This is a genomic window from Prevotella pectinovora, from assembly GCF_000834015.1.
GTDB classification, from domain to species: Bacteria; Bacteroidota; Bacteroidia; order Bacteroidales; family Bacteroidaceae; genus Prevotella; species Prevotella pectinovora.
The window spans coordinates 14927-36457 of record NZ_JXQI01000011.1 but is presented as its reverse complement, the minus strand read 5'-3'; the positions used below and the strand labels follow the sequence as shown (position 1 = coordinate 36457).

Genomic DNA, 21531 nt, shown 5'->3' with positions numbered 1-21531 from the left:
TCACACACTATGCCACAAGATAACAAAGCATACGCACAGAGAGAGAAAGCATATATGCAGGGTAAACTGTTCCCGGAGATAAGAGTGGGAATGACAAAGGTGAACCTCACCCCCACCGTGACCAAAGACGAGAATGGCATCCCCCACATGACGCCAAACGCTCCCGTGTATATCTACGACACGAGCGGCCCGTATACCGACCCTGAATACAAGGTGGACCTGAAGAAGGGACTGCCCAAGATGCGCCAGGCATGGATAGACAACCGTCCGGCATGCGAGGGCGGCACCACACAGATGGCATACGCCAAGGCAGGCATCATAACGCCGGAGATGGAGTATGTGGCTATCAGAGAGAACATGAACTGCGAGGAACTCGGCATCAAGACACATATCACACCGGAGTTCGTGCGCGACGAGATTGCCCGAGGCAGAGCGGTGATACCAGCCAACAGAAACCATCCCGAGAGCGAACCGATGATCATCGGCAGGAACTTCCTCGTGAAGATAAACACCAACCTTGGAAACTCAGCCACATCATCAGGCATCGAGGAAGAGGTGGACAAGGCGGTATGGTCGTGCAAATGGGGCGGCGACACCGTGATGGACCTCTCTACCGGAAACAATATCCACGAGACAAGAGAGTGGATTCTCCGAAACAGTCCGGTACCGGTAGGCACCGTGCCTATCTATCAGGCACTGGAGAAGGTGGACGGCAAGGTGGAAGACCTCAGCTGGGAAGTATACCGCGACACGCTCATCGAGCAGTGTGAGCAGGGAGTGGACTACTTCACTATCCATGCCGGAATCCGTCTGCACAACGTACACCTCGCCGACACACGCCTCTGCGGTATCGTAAGCCGCGGCGGAAGTATCATGAGCAAGTGGTGTCTCTACCACGAGAAGGAGAGCTTCCTCTATGAGCACTTCGACGACATCTGCGACATCGTGGCGAAGTATGACGTGGCACTTTCGCTCGGCGACGGACTGCGCCCAGGATGTATCGCCGATGCCAACGATGCGGCACAGTTTGCAGAGCTCGACACCATGGGCGAACTCGTGACAAGGGCATGGGACAAGAACGTGCAGGCGTTCATCGAAGGACCGGGCCACGTGCCGATGCAGAAAATCAAGGAGAACATGGAGCGCCAGCTCGACCACTGTCATGAGGCACCGTTCTATACCCTCGGTCCGCTCGTCACCGACATCGCCCCAGGCTACGACCACATCACGAGTGCCATCGGCGGAGCGCAGATAGCATGGCTCGGAACAGCGATGCTCTGCTACGTGACACCGAAGGAGCACCTCGCATTGCCAAACAAGGAAGACGTGCGTGTGGGAGTGGTGACATACAAGATTGCAGCACATGCCGCCGACCTCGCAAAGGGACATCCGGGAGCTATGGTGCGCGACAACGCCCTGTCTAAGGCACGCTTCGAGTTCAGATGGAGAGACCAGTTCCACTTGTCGCTCGACCCGGAACGCGCCCTGCAGTATTTTGAGGAGGCAGGACACACAGATGGCGAATACTGCACGATGTGCGGTCCGAACTTCTGTGCTGCCAAGCTGACCCACGACCTGAGGAAATTCAAGAAATGATGGAACTGACTTCAGAACAGAGACGCCGCTACGACCGACACATCATCCTCGACGGAATGGGGCGTGACCGCCAGCGGCGCCTTCTCGATGCCAAGGTGCTCGTGGTGGGTGCCGGCGGTCTGGGTTCTCCCGTGGCGATGTATCTCGCTGCGGCGGGAGTGGGACATATCGGCATCGTGGATGGCGACTTCGTCTCGGTGGCAAACCTGCAGCGACAAGTGCTCTATACCACCGATGATGTGGGGAGCGGAAAGGCAGAAACCGCCGCAAAGCGGTTGAGGGCAATGAACCCCGATGTAGAGGTGGAGGTGTATGAGACGTATCTCAACGAAGACAACGCCACCGACCTTATCCGTCCATACGACTTCGTGGTGGAGGGGACGGACAATTTCGCCTCAAAATATCTCGTCAACGATGCCAGTGTGATGCTCGGCAAGGGATTCACCATCGGCGGCATAAACAGATATTACGGACAGGTGATGACCCACCAGCCCGGTACGGCATGCTACCGCTGCATCTTCCCCGAACCGCCCGCTGTGGCAGAGGTGGAAACCTGCTCCATGGTCGGTGTGCTCGGTCCGCTGGCAGGAATGATAGGCACCGTGCAGGCTACGGAGACGATAAAGAGCATCGCCGGAATGGGCAGTACGCTCACCGATGCATTGCTCACACTCGATGCGCTGACGATGGAGTGGCGGCGCTTCGACGTGGGGCGCAACGAAGACTGTGCGCTGTGCGGCAAGTCGCCGTCGATAACGACACTGAGGGAATATGCGTACAAACCGTGCGCAAAGAAATGATAACAAGAAAAAGAATATGTTTAGCGAAGAATTAAAAAATATAAGTTGGGACGAGACCACAGAGCGCATCGCTCACATGACCGACAACGACGTGCGCCGGGCGCTCGCCAAAGACCACTGCAACGTTGACGATTTCATGGCGCTGATCTCGCCTGCCGCCACGCCATATCTTGAGACGATGGCAAGGCTCTCTCGCAAATACACCGAGGAGAGGTTCGGCAAGACGATGTCGATGTTCATACCTCTTTATATCACCAACTCGTGTGCCAACTCATGCGTCTACTGCGGATTCCACGTGGAGAACAAGATGGCGAGGACCATACTCACGATGGAGCAGATAGAAAACGAGTATAAGGCGATAAAGGAACTGGCACCCTTTGAGAATATCCTGCTCGTGACGGGAGAGAACCCGGCAAAGGCAGGTGTGCCATATCTCGCCAAGGCAATAGACCTGGCGAAGAAATATTTCTCCAACGTGAAGATTGAGGTGATGCCGCTCTCGGCAGAAGACTACAAGACTCTTGCCGACCATGGCATGAACGGAGTGATATGCTTTCAGGAGACATACAACCGCGAACACTATAACCTCTATCATCCGCGAGGCATGAAGAGCAAGTTTGAATGGCGGTGCAACGGATTCGACAGAATGGGACAGGCAGGAGTGCATTCCATCGGTATGGGAGTGCTCATCGGACTGGAAAAGGAATGGCGCACCGACGTGGTGATGATGGCATACCATCTGCGCTATCTGCAGAAGCATTACTGGAGAACGAAATACAGCGTGAACTTCCCACGTATGCGGCCGGCGCAGAACGAGGGATTCCATCCCAACTGCTATATGTCGGACAGGGAACTGGCACAGGCTACGTTTGCCATGCGAATCTTCGACCACGACGTGGACATCTCTTATTCTACACGCGAACCGGCATATATCCGCGACAACATGTGTACGCTGGGAGTCACCACGATGTCGGCAGAATCGAAGGTGAACCCCGGTGGATACCACACCTATCCGCAGGCGCTGGAGCAGTTCAGCGTGAGCGATGAGCGCAAGGCATCGGTGATAAACCAGCGGCTCAGAGAACTGGGACGTGAACCGGTGTGGAAAGACTGGGATGCCTCGTTCGACCTCTTCGGCAAACTCGGAAAATAATGAAGACAATAGTAATAACTCTACCACACTTCTTCTCTGGAGAGGCTGCGCAGATAGTGCAGCTCCTCCAGGGACAGGTGGACCTCGTGCATATACGCAAGCCCGAAGCCACGGCAGCAGAAGTGGAGAAGCTGATAAGGGAGATTCCTGCCGGATGGCACGGCAACCTCGTGCTTCACGACCACCATGAACTTGCCCTGCGGTATTCCCTCCACGGCGTGCATCTGAACAGCCGCAACCCGCTGCCTCCTGAAGGATGGACGGGGAGCGTGAGCCGCAGCTGTCATTCGCTGGAAGAAGTGGCGGAATGGAAGAAGCGGTGCGACTACGTGTCGCTCTCGCCAATCTTCGATTCCATTTCCAAGCGAGGCTATCATTCAGCATTCACGGCAGAGGAAATCAGAGAAGCCCGTGACCGGGGCATCATCGACGACAAGGTGATGGCGCTGGGCGGCGTTACCTTCGGGAAGCTCGACGATGTGTTGAGGATGGGATTCGGCGGCGCCATGATATTGGGCGATGCCTGGAAAGGCGTGTCTGCGGAGCTGACTCCCGTAGCACTGACGATAGCCGGATCCGACTCGTCGGCAGGAGCCGGCATACAGCAGGACCTGAAGACGATGGAATCGGTAGGGGTTTACTGCGCCACGGTGATAACGGCGATAACGAGCCAGAACACGATGGGCATCACTGGTGTGATGCCGGTCGGCGGCAGCGTGGTGGAGAGCCAGTTGAAGGCGGTGCTCTCGGATCTGAACGTTAAGGCGGTGAAGATAGGCATGGTGCCCGATGCCGGGGTGGCGCATGTCATAGCCGCGGCGTTGCGGGAATATAAGGCTTCTCACGACTGCCACGTCGTTTACGACCCCGTGATGATATCAACCAGCGGCAGGAGACTGATGGCTGCCGACTGTCTCGATGTGGTGGTGGAGGAGCTGATGCCGCTCTGTACGCTCGTCACCCCGAATATCCCCGAAGCGGAGTTCCTGGCAGCAAAGACAGGCATAGTCTGTGAGGGCGGCGCTCTGGCTGACGCCCTGCATGCCTCGATATTGATAAAAGGCGGACACTCCGACGGAGAGGTGCTCGCCGACAGCCTGTTCAATCCCGACGGCAGCAGCCAGAGCTTCAAGTCGGAAAGGATTGACACACGCAATCTGCACGGCACGGGATGCACCCTGTCGTCGGCAATAGCGGCATTCCTGCTGAAAGGACTCGACATCCCGTCGGCAATCCCTCAGGCGAAGGCTCTTCTTGCCCACGCCATCATGCGAGGCAAGGATGCCGGAATAGGCAAAGGAAACGGTCCGATATTGCCCGGAAAGCAATAGAAGGGCATCCAATCCGCTTATATTGATGTCATGGCAAACATAAACACAAATGTAGCTATTTTTGGATTAAATGGAGTCTGGGTGTGATTAAGCGGTCGTTATTGTGGAATATTGTGTTGACGGCAGGTTGGATGGCCGATATTGGTAATACTTTTTTCCGGCAAATCCTTAAAGATTGTAAAATTAATTTGTTATATTTGCACAATGGAAAAGTAGGAACCATACTACAAGTCAATATCCCCATCACACCGACTCGCCATGACGAATCACAGAAAAACCTACACCGCATTGTTTATGGCGCTGCTACTGATGTTTACAGTAGTGGCGGCAATCACTACCTCATGCTCACAAGGGAGAAAAGACAGGCAGACAGCCGACACATTGTCGCTGAAGCGTCTGCGGGCACTTGACGACTCCGTTTCCTTCCGTTCGCCGATGGCAAGGACGATGGCGGAGCAGGGGATGAAAGAGGCGAAAGACAGTGCCGAATACTATGAATACTACATCCGTATGGGAAAGATATACCTTACGGAATCGGAACCGGATTCCGCCACTGCCGTGACCGACAGGACTCTGCACTTTCTCGAAAAACAGGAGAAAGATGCCCATACCGAAGGAATAATAGGATTTGCCAGAAACTGCAAAGGTGTGGCACTGCATAGTTTCAGACGCCAGCCCAAGGAGGCTATACGCCAGTACCGGCTCTCATACGAGGCTCTGATGAGGAGCGACAGGATGGAGACCGCACCCGACGTGTGTGCCAATCTCGCCGATGCCTATTCCTTCGATTCCGACCTGCCGAATGCGGCGGTGTGGTATAGAAGGGCGCTTTTCCTCGTTGACTCCCTCCAGCTGGAACCCACAAGAAACATAACTCTGTATATGGGATTGGGCAGAGTATACATGATGCTCGAAGACTATAAGTCGGCAAAGAAATATCTGGATGCCACAGAGAAGATGTATAATCTCATGAGCCCCGACATGCAGATATATCTCATAACCAGCATAGGAAACTACCATTATTATAAAAAGGAATACAAAGAAGCGCTGAAGCAGTTTGTGAGACTGGAGAAACTGCACGAACGGCTCGATATGGGAAAATCTTACTCGATGTTCATCTGCAAGGTGAACATGGCGGACGTATTGCTCAATCTCAACAGACTGGATGAGGCTGAGAAGTATGTTACAGAGGCAGACACCTTCTTCACAGCATGCGACGATGCCGTGGCACTGTACTATACACACTCCGTGGAACTGGGACTCGCCATGAAACGGGGTAATATGGCAGAGGCACACCGCCTCGCCTCGCTCGATGATACGCCGGAGAGCGTGGAGCCGGGACTGAAGGCGATACGCAACAAATACAAGCGTGAATACTATGAAGCGACGGGAAACTACCGTATGGCTTTCAAGAACCTCTCAAGAGAGATGCATGAAACAGATTCGCTTGTGAACAACAGACAGCACATGATAGCGGCGGAACTGATGAACAGATTCACGCAAGACACGCTGCAGCTGCACCACCAGATACAGATGCAAAGCAAGGAGAACGACGTGAGGGAGGCGCATTACGTGATAGCCGGTGCCATAGGATCCGTCGCTGTGCTTATGCTCGTAATAGCCTACGGCATCACATATATCCGCAAGAAAAGACTTTCAGAACAGATGAAGGTGTTCACGCTAAGACTGCAGAACGCCAGAAACAGGATATCGCCGCATTTTGTGTTCAACGTGCTGAACAACAGGATAACCACCGCCGACGGAACGAAGGAGGCGGACGAACTGCTGCTGCTCTCGAAACTGATACGGCAGAACCTCGACCTGACGGGAAAGCAGATGGCTACACTCGAAGAGGAACTGGACTTCGTGGAGAACTACGTGAACGTGGAGCGCAAGACCATCGGCGACGACTTTGAATATTCACTCACGCTGGGCGACGGAATAGACAGGAAGGTGCTGGGAGAGTTCATGATACCGTCGATGACGGTGCAGATACTCGTGGAGAACTCCATCAAGCATGCCCTCAGAGGCAAGGCAGGCAAGAAGCTGCTGCATATCACCGTCAGGAGAGACGGGCGCGGAGGAATGACGGTGACGGTGGGCGACAATGGCAACGGATTCGATATCCGTCGCACCGCCTCTACAGGACAGGGACTCGACATCCTGCGCACCACGATAAGCGTGCTGAACCAGAGAAACAAGAGAAAGACCAGCCTTACGGTAAGGAACGTACATGACACAAACGGAAACACATGTGGATGCGAGGCAAGCATAAGCTTTCCGCAGGGACTGAGAGAAATATAACGAACAGATAGAAAGACGAACACTTATGGATATAATAATAGTAGACGACACACAGACGGCAATCGACGCATTGGCAAAGAAACTTAAAAACTATCCCAACGTCACCGTGGCAGGATTTGCCAACAACGGAAAGGACGGGCTGGAACTGCTCAAGACGACACACGCCGAGGTGGTATTCCTGGATGTGGAGATGCCCGACATGACAGGCATCGACTTCCTCGGCAGGATGAAAGACGAGGGATGCAAAGACACGCTCGCCGTGGTATACACCGCTTATGGCACCTACACGCTGCCGGCTCTGAGAAACAAGGCTTTCGATTTCCTCATGAAACCAATAGACGGTAACGAACTGGAGACCGTGATGGCACGCTTGGAAGAAGAACTTGAAGACATCAGAGTGGAGCGTGAGCAGCTGAAAGGAAAGGACGACAAAAACATCGACATCGACGATGAGGAAACTGACGACGACTGCTGCAGGGAGAGGGCGGTCACCAGTGCGCTGAAGAAGAAAGACAACAAATTGCTGCTATATACCAACGCCGTGGACTTCAGACTCGTCGAGATACAGGATATCTGTGTGTTCCAATACAACCACGACCTGAGAGTATGGGAAGTGGTGGCAACGCGATGCGATACACCGATACGCCTCAAGAGATGTGCCAACAAAGACATACTGATGGCGCTCGACGAGAATTTCGTGCAGGTGAACCAGAAATACATAATCAACATAAAATATCTGATGGAGGTGAGAGACAACCAGTGTTATTTCTTCCCGCCATTCGACGGCATACAATATATAAAGATAGGTAGGATGTACCGACGCAAACTCATCAAGCGCTTCAGCACCATCTGATAGCATTATTGCCAATATGACACGCATTCTGCAATCTCCGTCTTGAAAAATGCCATTTTAGTGCTCCGAGGATTTAATTTATATCAAATTCATAAAAAAGGAACATTAAAAAGCACTACTTCGCTTTGTTTACCCAAAATAAAGTGCTAACTTTGCCGATGTAACAGATTTTATGAGGATAACAGCCCCATATCCAAAAACTTAAGACAATAACTAATTTATAATTAACGTATTATACTATGGTAAGTTACAAAGAATTAGGCCTGGTAAACACCAGAGACATGTTTAGCAGAGCTATTAATGGCGGATATGCCATTCCAGCATTCAACTTCAACAACATGGAGCAGTTGCAGGCAATCATCAAGGCTTCTTCAGATCTGAAGTCTCCAGTTATCCTGCAGGTTTCTAAAGGTGCCCGCAACTACGCTAACCCAACGCTGTTGCGCTATATGGCACAGGGTGCTGTTGCATACGCCAAGGAATTGGGCTGCAAGCATCCTGAAATCGTATTGCACCTTGACCACGGTGACAGCTTCGAGCTTTGCAAGAACTGCGTAGACCTCGGTTTCTCTTCAGTGATGATCGACGGTTCTTCTCTTCCATACGACGAGAACGTGGCTCTGACAAAGAAGGTTGTAGAGTATGCTCATCAGTTCGACGTAACTGTAGAGGGTGAGCTCGGTGTATTGGCAGGTGTTGAGGATGAGGTAGCTTCTGAGGTATCTCACTACACAAAGCCTGAGGAGGTTATCGACTTCACTACAAAGACTGGCGTTGACTCACTTGCCATCTCTATCGGTACAAGCCACGGAGCTTACAAGTTCAAGCCAGAGCAGTGCACACGCGACCCGAAGACAGGCCGTCTCGTTCCTCCTCCATTGGCATTCGACGTGCTCGACGAGATTATGAAGAAACTTCCTGGTTTCCCAATCGTTCTCCACGGTTCTTCTTCAGTTCCACAGGAGTATGTTGACATCATCAACGCCAACGGCGGCAAGTTGCCAGATGCAGTAGGTATTCCAGAGGAGCAGCTCCGCAAGGCTTCAAAGAGCGCTGTCTGCAAGATCAACATCGACTCAGACTCTCGTCTCGCATTCACAGCTGCTGTGCGCAAGACATTGGCTGAAAAGCCAGCTGAGTTCGACCCACGTAAGTACTGCGGTCCTGCTCGCGACTTGATGGAGGTTATGTACAAGCACAAGATTATTGACGTGCTCGGCAGCGACAACAAGCTCGCTCAGCTCGACTAATCATAGCACGACTCATCTCTCTCCTGCTGACAACGGAGATTGCAGCGGAAGGGATTGAAAGAATAAGAGGATATGCCGAAGACTTAAAGTCTGAGGCATATCCTCTGTTTTTTGTTTATCTTCATTTGCCGGATAAGTCCAGTATTAAGCCCCTCTCCCTCAACTGGTCATTAGGGCAAGCTTGGCTTTTGGCATAGACCTTAACCCTCAACTGGTCATTAGGGCGAGCTCTGATTTTGGAATAGTTATGAAAACCAGCACCTTGTTGCCTGATGACTGTTTGGGGATAATCAGAACCGTTTTATTATCCACTCTCTGAAAAATCTGTCGCTCACTTGATACGAATCATTGTCGTATGAGATGAAATCGCGTTCTGTCAGAACTTTTATGGCTCCCTGTACCGTGCTTGATCCAAGCTTGTATTTCTGTAGGAAAGCTTGTGAAGTGACTCCGGTGGCATTTCTTTCGTTAGCGATGGCAAGCAAGACCTGCTTCTGCTTAGGCGAAAGTTGGAACAGCAGCGATTCATACACGAACCGATGGTGTGACAAGATGGCTGTCATAACGCTTTTCGCATCCTCTGTGGTGATGGTGGATTCTGATATGGCATGCGTGTAAAGCATATTCAGAATATACTGTATATACCACGTTACTCCATCAAACGACTGGTAAATCCACTCAAAAGCTTTGTGGGATATGGATCTGTTGATTTTTGACAGATGATGGTTGGCGAAATCAAAATACGCTTCTTTATTTATAGGTTCCAGTCCCATAATGCTGGAACTGTTGTAGAATGGTCGTGATTCGGATGCGAACATCAATGCCATCATGTGTCGTTTAGATCCTGAAAATACGAATTTTGCGTTGTGGCAATTCTGTATGCGTTTGCGCAATGCTGCTTCAACGGTTTTTTCCGGATAGCTCGCAATGGTTTGAAACTCGTCGATTGCCACAATACATGGCTTGTCGGCATGGTTCAGATATTCGAATATCTCGTCGAGTGTTATATCGGGGCTGGCGATGTCGCCAAGTCCGACGTTCCATTCCGGGTTGCCGTTGATGTCAAAAGTGATGGTTGATTTCAGAGATTGCATTATGTTTAGAAATGATTCCCACACTTTGCGTCCTTGTGACCTCAGTTCGCGCAATATACCTTTGCCCATGACATATACGAATTCGTTCAGGTTCTTTGTCTCATATATGTCTATGTAGATACAATGGTAGTTGTTTCTGATTTCCTCTTCGTTGAAGCAGTTGTAGATTAGTCCGGACTTTCCCATACGTCGTGGAGCGATGAGTGCCACGTTGCATCCGTTTGTAAGATGTCGTGTCAGTAGGGCTGTTTCTTCTACTCTGTCGCAAAAGTATTCTGGCGACAAATAGCCTTCTGTCAGGAATGGATTGTTCTGTAACATAGTGCTTTGCGAAATTATGGATTTTACGTAACGAAGAATCAATAATGCTCGGGATTCTATAGAAGAGCCGGCAGCTGGAAGAGTTTTATTCCGTTGCTTCCCTTTATGAGGATGTAGAACCCTTCTGGCTTGTTGGCGGCAATCTCAGCCTTCACCTCCTCCACATCGTGAAACTTGCGGAAGTTGCAGTCCGTCTTTCCGAACTCCTCACCCACCAGCCATACGTTGTCGATGCCGTTCTCCTTCAGGAAGTCCACCACCTTCTGATGCTCCTCATGGCTCACCTCTCCCAGTTCTCTCATGTCGCCGAGGATAGCCATCTTGTGGTCCACCTGCATGAGTCTGAAATTCTCCAATGCCGCCTTCATGCTCGTAGGGTTGGCATTGTAGGTGTCAACTATCAGTCTGTTTGAATCCGTCACTTCCAGCTGCGATCTGTTGTTCGTCGGCACATAGTCGCGCAGCGCCGTGCTGATATCCTCTTCGTCCACTCCGAAGAAGTCAGCTATACATGCCGCGGCAAGCATGTTCAACACGTTGTATGCGCCAATGAGATGCGTCTGCACCTCATGCCACTCTCCGTCAGCCTTTTTCCAGCGGAATTTGAGCAGCGGTGCACAGCTCACCACCTCTCCGCATACCGCCAGCGACGGGGCGTCGGCAGTGGTGCCATATCTCACGAGCTGCAGTCCGTCGGCGATACCCCTGAGATGTTCGTTCTCGTTGTGTATGAACACCTGTCCGCCGTGCTCCCTCAAGAAGTCGTATAGCTCCCCCTTGGTCTTTATCACACCCTCAAACGATCCGAAGCCCTGCAGGTGGGCCTTTCCCACGTTGGTTATTATTCCGCAGTCAGGTTCCACGATGTCCACCAGCTCCTTTATGTCGCCGGGATGACTCGCTCCCATCTCCACTACAGCGATTTCGTGTTCCGGTTTCAGTCTCAGCAGCGTCTTCGGCACACCGATGTCGTTGTTGAAGTTTCCCTGGGTATACAATACATTGTATTTCTTCTGCAACACCGTCGCCACGAGTTCCTTTGTCGTTGTCTTTCCGTTGGTTCCGGTGATGCCGATAATCTTTGTTCCGAGTTTCCTGCGGTGGTAGTTGGCGAGTTGCTGCAATGCCTTCAGACAGTTGTCCACGAGTATGAATCTCTTGTCGTCCTCCTTGGCGAATTTCTTTTCGTCTACCACGGCGAAGGCGCATCCTTCGTCAATAGCCTTCTGTGCGAAGGCGTTTCCGTTGAACGACGCTCCTTTGAGCGCGAAGAAGATGGAGTCTTTCGGGCAGTCGCGGCTGTCGGTAGTCACCACGGGGTGTTGCTCGAAGATTCTGTACAGTTCAGATATTTCCATGACTTTATATCGTTTGTTTAGACATCTGCAAAGGTAATTATTTAAATCGAGAGGAGAGAATCGCAAGGATAAGAATTGCAATTTCAACTTTATTTGTTTTTCTTCCGTGATGCAGTTTGCTTTGTATGCAGCAAGCAGTTGTAAGATATTACATTTAGTCATAGAATAATTACACAGGACGGTCTGATGACCGGAGGTTAAAAAACTCGTCAGCAGACAACAATTGCATGCTTTTGCAGAAGAAAACCATAAAAAACATGTCGGTTTTATATGTACTAATTTTAATACCTTTTAAGACTTTCTCATGCATTAAAAATAGAAAATGGCCGTTATATCAATGAAATACAAGCAAGGGCTGTGAAGTTTTGGGTATCTTTACAGCGATAAAGTTTTTATCATGTTCTGTAGTGGACAAGTAGGCGAGCGGATAGATACATAGTTTTTCACGTTTCTACAAACGTCGACAACGCTTTCTGACATATTCAATCAGCCTGTCCCCTCGTCAACTTGTCACATCTACAGTAATGACAATGCGGACTTTATCTTGCTTACATGAATTTAGATAACGTTCCTTTTTATAAATATGTCTATTAATTAGTTGCTTGGCTGGCGCTGTGAAGCGTTGGCTAAGTTTTTTTATACATACCCGTCTAAGAATTTGTATGTAAAGGGAACAACCTGTCTTGATTTTTATTAACTTTGCATAAGTTAAGCTTCGGCTCGGGATAAGAAATGAATGATGGATTCATTTCGTTCTCCTCTCGCCTTGCATTAACTTTGCATAAGTTAAGCTTCGGCTCGGGATAAGAAATGAATGATGGATTCATTTCGTTCTCCTCTCGCCTTGCATTAACTTTGCCAAAGTTAAGCTTCGGCTTTACGATAAAACTGATCTCTTTAAAATTTAATTCAAACACTTAATTCTATGAACAAAAAACTTTTACTAATCTGGACGTTCCTGTTATGCTTCGTGATGGGAATGTCGGCAGACAAGGTGATTGTCTTCAATGAAGGCACTGGAACCAATGATTCGCAGGTGAAGATTACAACGATGGAAGAAATCGTGAAATCTGGTTCCGAAAATCTTAAAAGCATTACCGATGCTAATAATGTCTACCTCGCCCGCAAGGGCAGAGGACTCAAGCTCGGAGCAAGTTCCAAGCCGGGATCCATGACCCTCAACCTCGCTGCTCCAGCAAAGCCTACAGCAATCAAGTTCAAGGCAATGTGGTATAAGAATACCGAGAAGACACTGGAAGTGGCTGGTACTGAATTTGCGGAATTGACCGGCGAGGTGAGTGAATACTCAGTGACGATGGATGGCAACACCACGGTGAATTCCATCACCATCGCTACTGCCGGAAAGCGCGCCTACATCACTGAGTTGACAATCGTTGAGGGAACAGCCGCTTCGGTAGCCACTCCTACCATCGAGGGAACGACACCGTTCATCGGCACTACCACAGTGACCCTGGCATGCTCTACAGCAGATTCCAAGATATACTACACCCTCGACGGAACCGATCCTACGGATGCAAGCACGGAGTATACCGCTCCGTTCTCTCTCGATGCCACAGCAACCGTCAAGGCTATAGCATATAAGGGAAAGGATGCAAGCGCAGTGGCAACAATGCAGTTCGTTGCCATCCCTACGGTGGCAAACATCGCCGAACTGACACAGCTTGCCGATGGCACCGAATTCGTGTTTGGCGGTGAGGCTGTCGTTACAGCCGCTCCTACAGCCAAGCATCTCTATCTGAAAGACGCTACCGGTGTTACCTTCGCATACGACGTTGCCGGAGGCTTCACCTTCGAGCCGGGACAGCATATCACTGCCGGATGGCAGGGCAAGGTTTCCTTCTACAAGGGTCTCTTCGAGGTGGTTCCTACTACTGCGCTCACTGCCGTTGAGGGAGTGAAAGACGAACTGACATACGATGAGGTGACACCAGCCGACGTTACACTGGAGAACGCTAACAAGGTGGCTGTGCTCAAGGGCGTTACCTATACCGCACCGGCTGCCGACAGCAGGAATTTCGAAATCAAGAAGGATGAGGCTGCCGTTGCCGGCTACAACCAGTTCGGTCTGACCATCGACGAACCTGTTGCCGATGCCACATACGACATCCTCGGCGTTATCAGCCGCTACAACGACAATGCCCAGTTCCAGCCTGTATCCATCACCCGCAATGCCAGATGGATTCAGATTAACAAGGATGTGGAAACAGGAAAAGACCTCGCCGCAGTGGTGGCAGAGGAGACAGAGGCTGTGACGGCTGCCGGCGACAAGGTGGGCAGCGTGACTCTTAACCTCGCTGCCAACGGTGCATATACCGTGAGCAAGGCTATCTCTTCACCGGCTTCTGTCCAGATTCTCGGCGATGCCACGGCTCCTGCCACAATCGACGCCAGCGCTCTCACAGAACCTCTCGTGAAGATAGAAGGCGGCAGCCAGCCGGCTTTCAATCAGGACGGAACGGTGAACGCCGGCTACAAGGGCGTTGACATCGTGGCTGTAAAGAACGTAAAGATCAGTTCGCTCTCTACATCTCTGCTCAACGATGCACAGAAGTCTTACGTCGGTGAGGTAGTGGTAGAGAATGCCAATGTGGAACTCGTGGGCTCTGCCAACGTGTTCGACTTTAAGGGCTATCCTGCTTCTCTCAGCATCAGCAACTCCACTCTCTGGTCTAAAGCGGGACACACAGGACAGCTTATCAAGACCGCCGGCCGAGTGAGAGACCTCGACGGTGACCAGGTGGAATACAAGCAGGCTACTTCTATCACAAACTCCACTCTCTATCAGGTGGCTGTAGGCAAGCTGTTCAACAACTTCCAGGGCAAGGGACAGAAGTCTCTCGTTCTGACTCTCAAGAACTCCATCATTGCCAACTGTACACAGGACGGCAATGAGGTGCGCGGATGGCTCGGAGGACAGAACTCCAACAATCCTACCGTGGTTTATGAGAACAACACATATATCAATGCCGGCGCTGAGCAGACCGGCTGGACCGACGAGACAAAGCAGGGTTCTGACCAGACCGCCACATCACACAACACAGACCCAGGTTTCGCTGATGCGGCAAACGGTGACTTCACCGTGGCTGCCTCTTCGCAGCAGGCTAAATTCCAGATCGGCGACTCTCGCTGGCTCGTGGAATACGTGCCGGAGGACATCACTGCCGAGAAGGCTCTCCTGGCTGAGGAAATAGCTAAGGCTACCGCTCTGCTCGGTGATGCCGATGTGGAGAACAACGAGGATGCAAAGGCTCTCAAGGCTGCCATCGACGAGGCTCAGGGCGTTTACGATTCTGCCGAGACAAAGGCTGAGGTTAACGCTGCCATCGAGAAGCTGAAGGCTGCCGAGGAGGCATACGCCATGAGTGTGGCAAGAGCGGAACTGGCTGCCGAGATTCAGAAAGCCAATGCTCTGATAGAGGGCAAGGACACTGAGGCCGACGCTGATGCCAATGCTCTCAAGACTGCCATCGACAAGGCGCAGGGCGTTTGCGACAACGCTGACGCTACTCTCGAAGATGTGGAGAAGGCTCTCGAAGACCTTAAGGCTGCCGAGGAGACCTACAAGCTGACTCTCTCTATCAGTGGCGTTGATGCTGCCGCTGCCGACGATGCCGCATGGTATACTCTGCAGGGCGTTCGTGTGGCTGCTCCTCAGAAGGGCATCTTCATCCACAACGGCAAGAAGGTAGCGAAATAAAGTAACAAATCGGCGTAGCCACGCCGACATGACGAAATAAGTGAAAGGCGGTTGCTCTGTGAATGATGTTCATGGGGCAACCACCTGTTTTCTTTGGCAACTAAGAAAAGAAGCAGAATCGTTGGGTTAAAAGCCAACCAAAATCCACTCTTCTAAAAATCAAAATCCAAGCAAGCCCTAACGACCGATTTGGGTTAAAATTGGGCACGCTGCTTGCCCAAGTGGGGCAACGTGCTTGCCCATCATGGGTAACGTGCTTGCCCCTGTTGGGCAGATTTGCTGTCAGACGTCTGCCCAATAAGTTAATATTGTAACACCCATATTCCTGTTTTCGGGATTCTGCCAACGCATCCAATTCCCATCGTCTGAATTCCTCACATCTGACAATTCCTTTCGCCAGCAAAAACCATCCAGACAATTGGCTGACAATCGCCAGACAGTCAACTCTCTGTTTGCCAGAACATTACAGTGAAAAACCAGATGGTCTGACAGTTTTTTTCGCAATTCTTGATTTTACTAAGAATCAGCGATATTGACGACTTTCACTCATATTACTTTCGAAAAGACATCGCCTAAGCTCTGTTTTACGAAGTTTCGGGCAGAAGTTTTATGACCTTTGGAGTTTTGCCGACAGCAATAAACCCAACTCGGTCATCAGGCCGTTCAATGGTAGTATTTTATGACTGCTTGCAGTCTTTTGTTTTTTATGAGGTGTCTAATGCCTGTTTTTAATTCGCAATAGCCCGCTATTACTCATTAAAAGCCAAACAAAATCCATCCTTCTAAAAAATCAAAATCCAAGCAAGCCCTAATGACCGATTTGGGATAAAAAATAAAAGATTTTATTTTGGTATTGTCTTCGTTTTCACTATCTTTGCCAATATAAAGGTAAAAACAAGACAGATAATTATTAAATGACGGCAAACGAATTCTTCAGAAAGTTGATGAGCGGCAAGTTCTGGGCAAACATCGGAGCTATGCTTATCGTTGTGGTGCTGCTTTGCCTCGGCGTTAAGTTCGGACTCGACCTATACACTCATCACGGTGAGGAGATAGTGGTGCCGAATGTGAAACACAAGGTGTTCAGCGATGCCGAACAGCTGCTCTCCAACAGGGGCCTCGACATACAGGTGGTGGACACGGGATATGTGAAGACGCTGCCGCCCGACTGCGTGCTCGACCAGATGCTCGCACCCGGGTCGAAGGTGAAGAGAGGCAGAGTGGTGTATGTGGTGATAAACTCCGCACACTCGCCGATGCTCACGCTCCCAGACATCATCGACAACAACTCCTACAGAGAGGCAAGGGCAAACCTGATAGCCATGGGGTTCAAGGTTGGACCGCCACAGTATGTGTCGGGAGAGAAAGACTGGGTGTATGGAGTGGTGTGTCACGGACAGAACCTGAGAAACGGACAGAAAGTGTCTATCGAAGACGTGCTGACGATACAGGTGGGCGACGGTGTGATGAACATGAACGACGACATAATATACACCGATCCTGAATATATGCCTAACGACGGCGACTCTACGGCAACCCATACCGACGGCGGCGTGATAGAAGGAGAGGGAGGCCACGACGACTTCGAGGTGGTGAATGGTCCGGAATAAAAAACGGCAGACCGTAATCCCTACAGCGAGAAGACAAGCCGGGCGCCGACAGCGGCACTGGCACAATGACAACAAAACGACGGAATACAGACAATGATAGAAGACTCCATGATACCGGCAACCGAGGAAGAACTGACCGACGACGAGAACGGACAGCTCTACGAACACCAGCGGTTGGTAGTGGACAAAGGACAGGTGCCGCTGCGCATCGACAAGTTCATGTGCGAACACCTGCAGCATACAAGCCGCAACAGGATACAGAAGGCGGCAGACGCCGGTTTCGTGCATGTGAACGAAAAGCCGGTGAAGAGCAACTACAAGGTGCGCCCGGGCGATGTCATCACGCTGATGCTCGACCGTCCGCAATACGACAGCAGCATAGAGCCGGAGGAGATACCGCTCAACGTGGTGTATGAAGACTCCGAGCTGATGGTTATAAACAAACCCGCCGGAATGGTGGTGCATCCCGGATGCGGCAATTATCACGGCACACTCGTCAACGCCGTGGCGTGGCACCTCAGGGATGTGCCCGGCTACGACCCCAACGACCCCGAAGTGGGACTCGTGCACAGGATAGACAAAGACACCAGCGGACTGCTCGTGGTGGCAAAGACGCCACTCGCCAAGACAAAGCTCGGAGTGCAGTTCTTCAACAAGACCACCCACCGCAGCTACAACGCCCTGGTGTGGGGCAACTTCGTGGAGGACGACGGACGCATAGAAGGAAACATCGGCCGCGACCCCAAAGACCGTCTGCGCATGGCAGTGTTCCCTCCCGGCTCCGAAATCGGCAAGCCGGCGGTGACCCACTACAGGGTGTTGCAGCGCTTCGGCTACGTCACCCTCGTGGAGTGTATCCTCGAAACGGGGCGCACGCATCAGATAAGGGCACACATGAAGCATATCGGCCATCCGCTCTTCAGCGACGAGAGATACGGCGGCAACGAGATATTGAGAGGCGAGCGCTGCGGCACATACCAGCAGTTCGTGCGCAACTGCTTCAAGATATGTCCACGTCAGGCCCTGCATGCCAAGACACTCGGCTTCGTGCATCCCAAGACGGGACAGCAGATGGACTTCACGTCAGAGCTGCCCGACGACATGCAGATGCTGATAGAGAAATGGCAGAAGAGGGTGCCGGTGAGAGAATGAAAACAATAAAACGGAAAATAACAACATTAAAATATTCATCATTATGAAAAATCTTAAACGTACGATAGCCATCGTCTGTGGTGGCGACTCATCAGAGCATGACGTGTCAATGCGCTCGGCACAGGGACTCTATTCTTTCTTCGACAAGGAGCGCTACGATGTATATATCGTTGAGATGAAAGGCTACAACTGGCGCGTGGAACTCGCCGACGGCACATGGGCACCCATCGACCGCAACGACTTCTCGTTTATGGACAACGGAAAGTTCGTGCAGTTCGACTATGCCTACATCACCATCCACGGCACACCGGGCGAGAACGGTATCCTGCAAGGATATTTCGAACTCATCCATCTGCCTTATTCCACAAGCGGAGTGCTCGTAGAGGCAATGACCTTCGACAAGTTCGTGCTCAACCAGTATCTGCGCGGCTATGGAGTGAGCGTTGCCGACAGCCTGCTCATCCGCAAAGGCTACGAGACTCTCGTTTCCGACGATGAGATAGAGGAGAAGATCGGTATGCCATGCTTCGTGAAGCCGGCAGCCGACGGCAGCAGCTTCGGTGTGTCGAAGGTGAAGAACAAAGACCAGCTCGCCCCTGCCATCCGCAAGGCAATAATGGAGAGCGACGACGTGATGGTGGAGAAATTCATCGAAGGAACGGAAATCTCCATCGGCTGCTACAAGACACGCGAGAAGAGCGTGGTGTTCCCGGCTACCGAGGTGGTGACACAGAACGAGTTCTTCGACTATGACGCCAAATACAACGGCAAGGTGACGGAGATAACACCGGCACGCCTCAGTGAGGAGACCACGGCACGCGTGAAGGAGATAACGAGCCGGATCTATGATATCCTGCACTGCAACGGTATTATCCGCATCGACTATATCATCAGCCGTGGAGTGGGAAGCAACGGCGAAGAGGTGGACAAGGTGAACATGATAGAGATAAACACCACACCGGGAATGACCGCCACCAGCTTCATACCACAGCAGGTGAAGGCAGCCGGACTGAACATGACGGATGTGCTGACGGACATCGTGGAGAACCAGTTCAGATAACGATAATACATAATACTATTCATTATGAAGACTCCATCCATTTACGACGATATACGTCCTTTCGACCCCGAAGAGCTGCCTGCAGCCTTTGAACGCCTGCTCTCGGACGCACAGTTCCAACAGGTGCTCGGATATCTTTATCCAGGAGTGCCACTGGAGGCGGTAAAGACAAAGATGATGGCATGCAAGACGAACCTGGAGTTCCAGCTCGCTTTCTGCTATGGTTTTCTGAAAGACCTTATGGCAAAGGCAAGCAAGGGGTTCGACATGAATGTGGAGGCGGTGGACGTGACGAAGCGTTACACCTTTGTGAGCAACCATCGCGACATCGTGCTCGATTCGGCGCTCCTCGACGTGCTGCTCTATGACGCTGGCTTCAACACCACATGCGAGATTGCCATCGGCGACAATCTGCTGTCGCTGCCATGGGTGAAAGACCTCGTAAGACTCAACAAGTCGTTCATCGTGCAGCGCTCGCTCTCGCCAAGGGAGTTCCTCATGGCGAGCAAGAAGATGGCGGAGTATATGCACTACGTGGTGGGCGAGAAGAACGACAACATCTGGATTGCGCAGCGCGAAGGCAGAGCCAAAGACTCCAACGACCGCACACAGCCGTCCATCCTCAAGATGATGGCGATGGGAGGGGAGGGAAGCCCCGTTGACCGTCTGCGCCAGCTGCATATCGTGCCGCTCGCCATATCCTACGAATATGACCCGTGCGACTTCCTGAAGGCTGCCGAGTTCCAGCTCAGGCGCGACGTGCCGGGATGGAAGAAGACGGCGCTCGACGACGTGAACAGCATGCGCACCGGCATCATGGGATACAAGGGAGAGGTGCATTACCACTGCGCACCGTGTATCGACGGGTTCCTCGACAACCTGTCGCCGGATATTCCGAAGACGAAGGTGTTTGACGTCATTGCCGAACATATCGACAAGGAGATATTCAAGAACTACCGCCTGTATCCGTCGAACTACATCGCCCTCGACATGCTCGAAGGAAATGAGGCGCATGCCGGCAGGTATACGGCTGAAGACAAGGCCGTGTTTGAGAAATATCTGCAGGGACAGATTGCCAGGATTGACATTCCGAACAAGGATGAGGCGTTCCTGAGAGAACGGATGCTCACCATGTATGCTAACCCGGCAAGAAACAGCCTTGCCGTAACCGATTGATGATGACGATTCTACGACACATAACGACTGCCGCCGCCGGTATGGTGATGCTCGCTCTCGCCGTTTCGGCTTGCAGCAGCGATGCTTACGACACCGGCGACGGCAGTCTGTCGTATATGCGTGCCGACTTCGTGAAGGCGTTCGCCGACCACGACGGCAAGTTCACGGCGGCAATCACCGACGACGACCTCTCGCTGACACTCCAGCCGACGATAGCGGCAGGATGGTCAGCGCCAGACACCGTGTGCCGCGCGCTGCTCTATTATGATGCCGCCCAACTGTCGGAATCGGCAAGGGAGGCAGCGGTGCGCCCCGTGGCGATTGGCAGGGTGCTGATGCCTAAGGTGGTGAACCGCTCGGCATTGGCAGCCGATTTGCCTACCGACCCCGTGGTGATGGAAACGGCATGGAGAAGCAACAACCGCAAGTATATAAACCTGGGACTGCAACTGAAAACCGGTACAACAGACGGTAATGTGGCAGCGCAGGCGATAGGTTGGGTCTATACCGGCAGCACTACGCTCGACGGCGGAGCGCAGCGCCATTCCTTCATGCTGGCACACTCGCAGAACGGAGTGCCGCAATATTATTCCACACCGCTGTATGTCAGTCTGGCGCTCGACGAACTGCCGGTGACACCCGGCGACGGCGACGAGATAGAGGTGAGCGTGAACACATACAAGGGAGTGGTCAGCCGCACATTCCAGCCATAGGCGGTGCCAACCAGCCATGACAAGACAAATGAAAAGAAAGAA

The 21531-nt window shown here is 51.7% G+C and carries 15 protein-coding genes; 13 read left to right on the top strand and 2 right to left on the bottom strand.

Annotation, left to right across the window (positions count from 1 at the left end):
- The first annotated feature begins 9 nt into the window (after positions 1–9).
- The 7 genes from thiC (at position 10) to ST42_RS01250 (ending at position 9287) form a co-directional block, all read left to right on the top strand.
- On the top strand, positions 10–1596 hold the full coding sequence (gene thiC / locus ST42_RS01290) for a phosphomethylpyrimidine synthase ThiC (RefSeq protein ID WP_022315767.1): 1587 nt from the start codon (positions 10–12) through the stop codon (positions 1594–1596).
- A complete protein-coding gene (locus ST42_RS01285; protein ID WP_231556855.1) occupies positions 1593–2396 on the top strand; it encodes a HesA/MoeB/ThiF family protein in 804 nt (267 codons plus the stop codon). The genes thiC and ST42_RS01285 overlap by 4 nt, the downstream gene beginning before the upstream one ends.
- A 16-nt stretch (positions 2397–2412) precedes the next feature.
- Positions 2413–3549 (top strand): 2-iminoacetate synthase ThiH, encoded by a 1137-nt coding sequence (gene thiH / locus ST42_RS01280; RefSeq protein ID WP_022315769.1) that lies wholly within the window; start codon positions 2413–2415, stop codon positions 3547–3549.
- On the top strand, positions 3549–4880 hold the full coding sequence (gene thiD / locus ST42_RS14185) for a bifunctional hydroxymethylpyrimidine kinase/phosphomethylpyrimidine kinase (RefSeq protein WP_231556854.1): 1332 nt from the start codon (positions 3549–3551) through the stop codon (positions 4878–4880). The genes thiH and thiD overlap by 1 nt, the downstream gene beginning before the upstream one ends.
- Positions 4881–5138: 258 nt before the next feature.
- Positions 5139–7184, top strand: a complete 2046-nt coding sequence (locus ST42_RS01260; RefSeq protein ID WP_082028546.1) for a tetratricopeptide repeat-containing sensor histidine kinase — start codon at positions 5139–5141, stop codon at positions 7182–7184.
- Positions 7185–7209: 25 nt separating this feature from the next.
- Complete coding sequence (locus tag ST42_RS13045) at positions 7210–8037, top strand: LytR/AlgR family response regulator transcription factor (RefSeq protein WP_022315772.1); 828 nt, start codon at positions 7210–7212, stop codon at positions 8035–8037.
- Positions 8038–8276: 239 nt separating this feature from the next.
- Entirely contained in the window at positions 8277–9287 is a 1011-nt protein-coding gene (locus ST42_RS01250; protein WP_022315773.1) for a class II fructose-bisphosphate aldolase, read from the top strand.
- A 290-nt stretch (positions 9288–9577) separates the two neighbouring features.
- Here the strand turns inward: ST42_RS01250 and ST42_RS01245 are convergent, their stop codons facing one another.
- Positions 9578–10702, bottom strand: a complete 1125-nt coding sequence (locus tag ST42_RS01245) for an AAA family ATPase (protein ID WP_044071964.1) — start codon at positions 10700–10702, stop codon at positions 9578–9580.
- 56 nt (positions 10703–10758) lie between these two features.
- Positions 10759–12060, bottom strand: coding sequence for a UDP-N-acetylmuramoyl-tripeptide--D-alanyl-D-alanine ligase (locus ST42_RS01240; RefSeq protein WP_044071963.1), 1302 nt, complete (start codon positions 12058–12060; stop codon positions 10759–10761).
- A 925-nt stretch (positions 12061–12985) separates the two neighbouring features.
- On the opposite strand from ST42_RS01240, the gene ST42_RS01235 reads away from it, so the two are divergent.
- The 6 genes from ST42_RS01235 (at position 12986) to ST42_RS01210 (ending at position 21489) form a co-directional block, all read left to right on the top strand.
- Positions 12986–15778, top strand: coding sequence for a DUF5123 domain-containing protein (locus ST42_RS01235; RefSeq protein ID WP_082028545.1), 2793 nt, complete (start codon positions 12986–12988; stop codon positions 15776–15778).
- 914 nt (positions 15779–16692) lie between these two features.
- A complete protein-coding gene (locus tag ST42_RS01230; RefSeq protein ID WP_044071960.1) occupies positions 16693–17388 on the top strand; it encodes a PASTA domain-containing protein in 696 nt (231 codons plus the stop codon).
- Between the two features lie 93 nt (positions 17389–17481).
- Positions 17482–18540, top strand: a complete 1059-nt coding sequence (locus ST42_RS01225) for an RluA family pseudouridine synthase (RefSeq protein WP_022315793.1) — start codon at positions 17482–17484, stop codon at positions 18538–18540.
- Between the two features lie 43 nt (positions 18541–18583).
- Complete coding sequence (locus ST42_RS01220) at positions 18584–19600, top strand: D-alanine--D-alanine ligase (RefSeq protein ID WP_022315792.1); 1017 nt, start codon at positions 18584–18586, stop codon at positions 19598–19600.
- Positions 19601–19624: 24 nt separating this feature from the next.
- Complete coding sequence (locus tag ST42_RS01215; protein ID WP_044071958.1) at positions 19625–20776, top strand: 1-acyl-sn-glycerol-3-phosphate acyltransferase; 1152 nt, start codon at positions 19625–19627, stop codon at positions 20774–20776.
- The gene (locus ST42_RS01210) at positions 20776–21489 is read left to right on the top strand and encodes a NigD1/NigD2 family lipoprotein (RefSeq protein WP_082028544.1); all 714 of its coding nucleotides are present in this window, start codon (positions 20776–20778) and stop codon (positions 21487–21489) included. The genes ST42_RS01215 and ST42_RS01210 overlap by 1 nt, the downstream gene beginning before the upstream one ends.
- Positions 21490–21531 lie beyond the last annotated feature (42 nt).

Bases quoted from the DNA above. Each gene is read 5' to 3' on its own strand.
- ST42_RS01225 (WP_022315793.1), top strand. From the start codon at position 17,482: ATGATAGAAGACTCCATGATACCGGCAACCGAGGAAGAACTGACCGAC.
- ST42_RS01235 (WP_082028545.1), top strand. From the start codon at position 12,986: ATGAACAAAAAACTTTTACTAATCTGGACGTTCCTGTTATGCTTCGTG.
- thiD (WP_231556854.1), top strand. From the start codon at position 3,549: ATGAAGACAATAGTAATAACTCTACCACACTTCTTCTCTGGAGAGGCT.
- thiC (WP_022315767.1), top strand. From the start codon at position 10: ATGCCACAAGATAACAAAGCATACGCACAGAGAGAGAAAGCATATATG.
- ST42_RS01210 (WP_082028544.1), top strand. From the start codon at position 20,776: ATGATGACGATTCTACGACACATAACGACTGCCGCCGCCGGTATGGTG.
- ST42_RS01250 (WP_022315773.1), top strand. From the start codon at position 8,277: ATGGTAAGTTACAAAGAATTAGGCCTGGTAAACACCAGAGACATGTTT.
- ST42_RS01230 (WP_044071960.1), top strand. From the start codon at position 16,693: ATGACGGCAAACGAATTCTTCAGAAAGTTGATGAGCGGCAAGTTCTGG.
- ST42_RS13045 (WP_022315772.1), top strand. From the start codon at position 7,210: ATGGATATAATAATAGTAGACGACACACAGACGGCAATCGACGCATTG.
- ST42_RS01260 (WP_082028546.1), top strand. From the start codon at position 5,139: ATGACGAATCACAGAAAAACCTACACCGCATTGTTTATGGCGCTGCTA.
- ST42_RS01215 (WP_044071958.1), top strand. From the start codon at position 19,625: ATGAAGACTCCATCCATTTACGACGATATACGTCCTTTCGACCCCGAA.
- thiH (WP_022315769.1), top strand. From the start codon at position 2,413: ATGTTTAGCGAAGAATTAAAAAATATAAGTTGGGACGAGACCACAGAG.
- ST42_RS01240 (WP_044071963.1), bottom strand. From the start codon at position 12,060: ATGGAAATATCTGAACTGTACAGAATCTTCGAGCAACACCCCGTGGTG.
- ST42_RS01245 (WP_044071964.1), bottom strand. From the start codon at position 10,702: ATGTTACAGAACAATCCATTCCTGACAGAAGGCTATTTGTCGCCAGAA.
- ST42_RS01285 (WP_231556855.1), top strand. From the start codon at position 1,593: ATGATGGAACTGACTTCAGAACAGAGACGCCGCTACGACCGACACATC.
- ST42_RS01220 (WP_022315792.1), top strand. From the start codon at position 18,584: ATGAAAAATCTTAAACGTACGATAGCCATCGTCTGTGGTGGCGACTCA.